Origin of the sequence: Sphingopyxis sp. (genome assembly GCF_036402335.1) — a bacterium.
In the GTDB taxonomy this organism is placed as follows: Bacteria; Pseudomonadota; Alphaproteobacteria; order Sphingomonadales; family Sphingomonadaceae; genus Sphingopyxis.
Genome location: NZ_DASWTD010000494.1, coordinates 1 through 4190, shown reverse-complemented (window position 1 = coordinate 4190; position 4190 = coordinate 1). Strand labels below are relative to the sequence as shown.

General features: G+C 67.4%; 5 protein-coding genes. 1 reads left to right on the top strand and 4 read right to left on the bottom strand.

Going from position 1 to position 4190, the window contains the following annotated elements; all coding sequences use genetic code 11:
- The 4 genes from VGD20_RS16155 to VGD20_RS16140 all read right to left on the bottom strand — a co-directional run.
- Positions 1–1809 (bottom strand): DEAD/DEAH box helicase (locus tag VGD20_RS16155; protein ID WP_331135423.1); only part of this gene is annotated, 1809 nt, incomplete at its 3' end.
- Between the two features lie 147 nt (positions 1810–1956).
- Entirely contained in the window at positions 1957–3123 is a 1167-nt protein-coding gene (locus tag VGD20_RS16150; protein ID WP_331135422.1) for an NAD(P)/FAD-dependent oxidoreductase, read from the bottom strand.
- Between the two features lie 8 nt (positions 3124–3131).
- Positions 3132–3311 (bottom strand): hypothetical protein, encoded by a 180-nt coding sequence (locus VGD20_RS16145; protein ID WP_054724496.1) that lies wholly within the window; start codon positions 3309–3311, stop codon positions 3132–3134.
- Complete coding sequence (locus VGD20_RS16140; protein WP_331135421.1) at positions 3308–3784, bottom strand: GreA/GreB family elongation factor; 477 nt, start codon at positions 3782–3784, stop codon at positions 3308–3310. Before VGD20_RS16140 ends, VGD20_RS16145 begins: the two co-directional genes overlap by 4 nt.
- A 157-nt stretch (positions 3785–3941) precedes the next feature.
- Here VGD20_RS16140 and VGD20_RS16135 point away from each other — a divergent pair.
- Positions 3942–4190 (top strand): DUF2282 domain-containing protein (locus VGD20_RS16135; RefSeq protein WP_331135420.1); only part of this gene is annotated, 249 nt, incomplete at its 3' end.

Below are 4190 nucleotides of genomic sequence, written 5' to 3'. Positions count from 1 at the left end.
CGGGCTGCGCTGGCCGTAAGGCTTGGGCTTGTAGCGCTCGGTATTGCCGCCGGGGCCGCGCGGGCCACGGTCGCCGCCGGGGCCGGCGCGCATCGGACCACGCGGACCACGCGGTCCCGCATCGCGCGGTCCCTTGTCGCGCCGCGGCGGATAGGTCGGACCGTCGGGCGCGGGCGTGATCGACACGCCGCTGTCGTCCTCGCCATCCTGATTTGCGGTGCGCACCACCGCCTCGGCAAAGCGGTCGGCGATTCCGCGCGGGATGTTGAACATCGTTTCTTTCGGCCCGATGCGGATCGCGCCGATCTCGTTCTTGCTCACATGGCCGCGGCGGCAGAGCAGGGGCAGGATCCAGCGCGGGTCGGCATTCTGATGGCGGCCGATGTTGAGGCGGAACCAGACGCTGTCCTCGAAGCCTTCGCGGCGGTCGGCGCCGCCACGTTCCGGACGCTCGAACCGTTCGCCGCGCTCGGGCCGGCCGGCAGCATCGCGGCCGCGCGGGCTGTTGTCGAGCAGATCCTCGGGCGGCGGCATCAGCGCGCGGTGCGCCTGGACCAGCGACGCGGCGATGTCCTCGGGGGTGCGCTCGGCCATCAGGCGCTGCGCAAGTTCGATATCTTCGGCTTCATGCTCGACCGGCGTGAGCAGCTTCTCCATCAGCCGTTCCTGATCGCGCTTGCGCACATCGGCGGCGGTCGGGGCGTCCATCCATTCGGCGTTGATGCGTGCCCCGCGGAGCATTCCGTCGACGCGGCGGCGGCGCGGATAGGGGACGATGATGACCGCGGTGCCCTTCTTGCCCGCGCGGCCGGTGCGGCCCGAACGGTGCTGGAGTGCTTCGGCGTCGCGCGGGATTTCGACATGGATGACGAGGCTGAGCGTCGGAAGGTCGATGCCGCGCGCGGCGACGTCGGTTGCGACGCACACCTTCGCGCGGCGATCCCGCAGCGCCTGCAGCGCCGCGTTGCGCTCATTCTGGCTATGCTCGCCCGACAAGGCGACCGCGGCGAAACCGCGCTCGACGAGGCTGGCGTGGAGGCGGCGGACATTGTCGCGCGTCGCGCAGAACAGCATCGCGGTTTCGGCATCGTGCAGGCGGAGCAGGTTGACGACCGCTCCCTCGATATCGGCGGGGGCAACGGTCACCGCCTGATAGGCGATGTCGCCATGGCCGCGGTCTTCGCCGACGGTCGAGATGCGCAGCGCATCCTGCTGGTAGCGCTTGGCGAGCTGGACGATCGGCTTCGGCAACGTCGCCGAAAACAGCAGCGTACGGCGCGTCTCGGGGGTGCCGTCGAGGATTTCCTCGAGGTCGTCGCGGAAACCCATGTCGAGCATTTCGTCGGCTTCGTCGAGGACGGCGACGCGGAGCGTGGTGAGATCGAGCGCACCGCGTTCGAGGTGATCGCGCAGGCGCCCGGGGGTGCCGACGACGATCTGCACGCCCTGACCCAATGCGCGGCGTTCCTTGCTGGCGTCCATGCCGCCGACACAGGTCGCGATGCGCGCGCCGGCCTTGGCATAAAGCCAGCCGAGTTCGCGGCTGACCTGCAGCGCGAGTTCGCGGGTCGGCGCGACGATCAGCGCGAGCGGCGAGGTCGCGAAGGGCAGGCGGCCGTCCTCGATCAGCTCGTCGGCCATCGCGAGGCCGAAGGCGACAGTCTTGCCCGAGCCGGTCTGCGCCGAGACGAGGAGGTCACGGCCCTTGGCTTCGTCCTCGGTGACCTGTGTCTGGACGGGGGTCAGCGCTTCATAGCCGCGCGCGGTAAGGGCGTCCGAAAGGACGGGAGAAAGATTTTCGAAAGGCATTTTGTTCTTCTTATCCTGAACGGCAAAGGCGCCGTGGTTTCGTTCTTCGCCGCCCTGGATTCGCTCGGGTCTATCGCCTGAGTCCGAACAATCGGGTCGTGGATGCTGAAACAAGTTCGGCATGACGAGGAAATATGTGGGTTTTTCCTAAAGGGCTTGGCCCGCCGCGTATCCGCTGGCCCATGCCCACTGAAAATTATAGCCGCCCAGCCACCCGGTGACGTCCACGGCTTCGCCGACCGCATACAGTCCCGGCATGCTTTTGGCCACCATTGTTTGCGAGGACAGATTTGCGGTCGAAATGCCGCCCACCGTAACCTCGGCCTTGGCGAAGCCTTCGGTGCCGTTGGGATGGAAAGGCCAGCGCGAAAGACGGGCTTCGGCGTCGGCGAGCTTGCGGTCGGTTTGCGCGCCGAGTTCGCCGGCGAGCGCGAGGCGGTCCGCGAGGGTTTGTGCGAGCCGGTCGGGCAGGGCGAGCACCGAAGCGAGTGTCGCACGCGGGCGGGCGCGTTTCGCTTCGAGCAGCCAGCCCTGCGGCGCGCCCGGCAGGAAGTCGATCGTCACCGGCTCGCCGTGCCGCCAATAGCTGCTGATCTGGAGGATGGCCGGACCCGACAGCCCCTTGTGCGTGAAGAGGGCCGCTTCGCGGAAAGCGGCCTTTCCGGCGCGGGCTTCGACCGGGGTTGCGACGCCCGAGAGGTCGCGGAACAGGACATCGTCGCCGCCGAGCGTGAGCGGAACGAGCGCCGGGCGCGGCTCGACGACCTTGAGACCGAACTGGCGCGCGAGATCATAGGCGAAGCCGGTTGCGCCCATCTTGGGAATCGACGGGCCTCCGGTGGCGATGACGAGCGCCGGGGCGGTGAAATATTGATCGCCGAAGCGGACCGTGAATCTGCCGTCGGCATGCGTGACGTCGTTGATCGGCTGGCCGGTGCGGACGTCGACGCCGGCCTTTGCTACCTCTTCGAGCAGCATCGCCACGATCTGTTTCGCCGAGCCGTCGCAGAAGAGCTGGCCGAGCGTTTTCTCGTGATAAGCGATGCCGTGGCGCTCGACGAGTGCGATGAAATCGGCGGGGGTGTAGCGTGCAAGCGCCGACTTGGCGAAATGCGGGTTCGCCGAGAGGAAGCGGTCGGGCGCGGTGTGGATGTTGGTGAAGTTGCAGCGTCCACCGCCCGAGATCAGGATCTTCTTGCCGACCGCATCGGCGTGGTCGAGCAGCACGACGCGCCGCCCCCGCTGCCCCGCGACCGCGGCGCACATCATTCCGGCCGCGCCGGCACCCAGCACGATCGCATCGTAACTTGTCATCGGAACGCCTAGTGCAGCTTTGCGATCGAAAGGCCGTCGGCCTTGGCGCGGACCTTTACTGATTCCTCGCTGCGCGTCAGCGCCTTGGCGATCGCCTTCAGCGCCATGCCCTTTTTCGCAAGCGTGTGGAGCTTGTCGATCTCGGCCGCGGTCCACGGCTGCTTGTGGCGTTCGAACTTGTCTTTCACGCTTGGACCTCCGGGTCGGTTTCGACGGCAAGGATCAGGATCGCGTCTTCGCGGCCCTGATATTCGACGCTTTCCCCCGCCTCGGCACCCATCAGCGCGCGGGCGAGCGGAGCGAAGAAGGCGATGGTGCCGCGTGCCGGATCGGCCTCGTCGCCGCCGACGATGGTAAGCGCCTTTTCGGCCTTGTTCAGCCGGTAGCGCACGTGGCTGCCGACCCCGACGCTGCCGTTGGCGGGCGGTGCCTGCACGTCGGCGGTCGATTGCCGCGTATGGAAATAGCGAAGGCGCCGCTGCAATTTCTTGCGCATCTCCTCGTCGGCGGTGCCCGCGATCTCGGCCTCGAGCCGCGCCACCTCTTCGCCGAGCAGCCGCAGCCCGCGCGGGGTCACGAGGTTCGGGCCGACCGGAATGGGCAGCTCGAACTCGGGTTCCTTGTGCTCATCGTCGCTCTCGCGGCGGAACGCTACGCTCATCGTCTCTCTTTCAAACGGGGAAGCTGCCCCTCTGGGCCACGAAGGTGGCGACAAGATGGCGCGAAATTTCGGGCGCCCGCGTAACCGCGGTGGCGCTGCCCGCGAAACTTCCCCCGATGCCATCCTCCGCATCGTCCATTTTGAAGGGAGAATATCCATGTCGAACACGCTGAAACTTTCGCTCGCGGCCTCGGCGGTCCTTGCCATGGCGGCCGGCGCCGTCGTCGTCCCGGCCGCAGCCGCCGAAGGCAAGACCGAGAAATGCTATGGCATCTCGCTGAAGGGCAAGAATGATTGCGCCGCCGGTCCGGGCACGAGCTGCGCCGGCACCTCGACGGTCGATTATCAGGGCAATGCCTGGAAGCATGTCAAGGCCGGCACCTGCGTCAAGATGGGCGGCACGCTG

Bases quoted from the DNA above. Each gene is read 5' to 3' on its own strand.
- VGD20_RS16150 (WP_331135422.1), bottom strand. From the start codon at position 3,123: ATGACAAGTTACGATGCGATCGTGCTGGGTGCCGGCGCGGCCGGAATG.
- VGD20_RS16140 (WP_331135421.1), bottom strand. From the start codon at position 3,784: ATGAGCGTAGCGTTCCGCCGCGAGAGCGACGATGAGCACAAGGAACCC.